General features: G+C 44.6%; 1 protein-coding gene. It reads left to right on the top strand.

Features of this window, described 5'->3' with window-relative positions:
- Positions 1-1544 (top strand): glucose-6-phosphate isomerase (pgi, locus tag A3738_RS15005; RefSeq protein WP_068763686.1); only part of this gene is annotated, 1544 nt, incomplete at its 5' end.
- Positions 1545-1741 lie beyond the last annotated feature (197 nt).

Below are 1741 nucleotides of genomic sequence, written 5' to 3'. Positions count from 1 at the left end.
ATCGCCTTGATCGCTTCGGCATTCAAGCTCCATATGTGTATGCAGATTTATCCAAGAATTTAGTCTCGAACACCGTACACAAGGCGCTAATTAAACTAGCCGATAACGCAAATCTCAAAGATCAGACTCGCGCATTATTTTCAGGACAAGAGCTCAATGCAACTGAGCATCGTGCTGTATTGCATACTGCTCTTCGCGCCTTAAATCATAAAGAACTTCGAGCTTCAGCGCCTGAAATTCATCAGGAAGTCAATGCAGCGTTAGAACAAATAAAGAGTCTGGTTGATTCTCTTCATAAACGCGAATGGCTAGGATCAACTGGCAAAGCAATTACGCAGCTTGTCAGCATCGGAATTGGCGGGTCTTACTTGGGGCCGAAAATGGTCATTGAGGGACTACAGCACTTTCATATTGATGGCCTCGAGACACATTTTGTATCGAATATAGATGGTAGCGATGCAGTTAACGTGCTCGAGCAACTCGACCCTGAACGCTGTTTATTCCTGATCCAATCCAAGTCTTTTACTACCCTCGAAACACTTGAGAATGCGCACGTTTGCCTAGACTGGTTGAAAGATAAGCTTGGTCCGAGTGCTGATATTTCACGCCACCTTATTGCTGTTTCAAGCAATATAGAAGCAGCGTGTGCCTTTGGCATTGCCGAAGAGAATATTCTTCCTATGTGGGATTGGGTTGGCGGTAGATACTCTTTATGGTCTGCAATAGGTTTTCCAATCGCATTCCAACTTGGTTTCGATAATTTTATTAAGTTATTGCATGGCGCAGAAGCCATGGATAAACATTTCTACGAAACTGAATTCGAAAACAATTTGCCTGTAATGCTGGGGCTTATCGGAGTGTGGAACCGGAGCTTTTTAGGTCACGCATCGATTGCGGTTATCCCTTATGACCATCAACTACGATTCTTGCCCGAGCACTTACAGCAACTCGATATGGAAAGCAATGGTAAAACCGCTGATACAGAAGGCCATCAAATTAGCTATGCCAGTGGCCCATTGCTATTCGGTGGAGCGGGCACCAACGGACAACATGCTTATCATCAATTATTCCATCAGGGACGAGGCGCCGTTCCTATCGATTTCATCATTGCGAAAAACAGTCCTTATCCCGTACGTGATAACCACGCTCACTTACTTGGCAACTGTCTAGCTCAAAGTCGCGCGCTAATGGTTGGAAAATCGCGAAAGAACGCAGAGCAAGAACTTCTAGATAAAGGTGTTGCACCAGAGGAAGCGCGACGTATCGCACCGCATAAGGTGATCGCGGGTAACAAGCCTAGTAATACGCTACTTGTTGAGATGTTTAGCCCCGAGTCTATCGGTGCTCTAGTTGCCTTGTACGAACACAAAGTGTTTGTTCAAGGTCAAATATGGGGCATCAATTCATTTGATCAATGGGGCGTTGAGTTAGGTAAGGTATTAGAAAAAGAGTTGTTTCCTTTGCTCACTCAGGAAGCCGAGAAAAACAAGATAGATGCTCTAGACCCTTCAACCGCTAAGTTAGTACAACTCTTGCGTAGCTAGCCTGAGAATATGGTTCCTGGGCTAAAAAGGAACCTTTTCTAAATTCTGCCTTGTCGGTAATTGATTTATCAATTGACGATAAGGCAGCCCGCTCTTTGGCTCTAATTGATCAGCACAGAGATCAATCATCGGCAATAAAACGAAGGCATTATAAAATAGCTCGGGGCGAGGAAGTTCAACACCATCATGTATACCAA

It is taken from the genome of Oleiphilus sp. HI0066, from assembly GCF_001635725.1.
The sequence above is the reverse complement of the archived record's forward strand: the minus strand, read 5'-3'. Positions and strand labels throughout refer to the sequence as shown.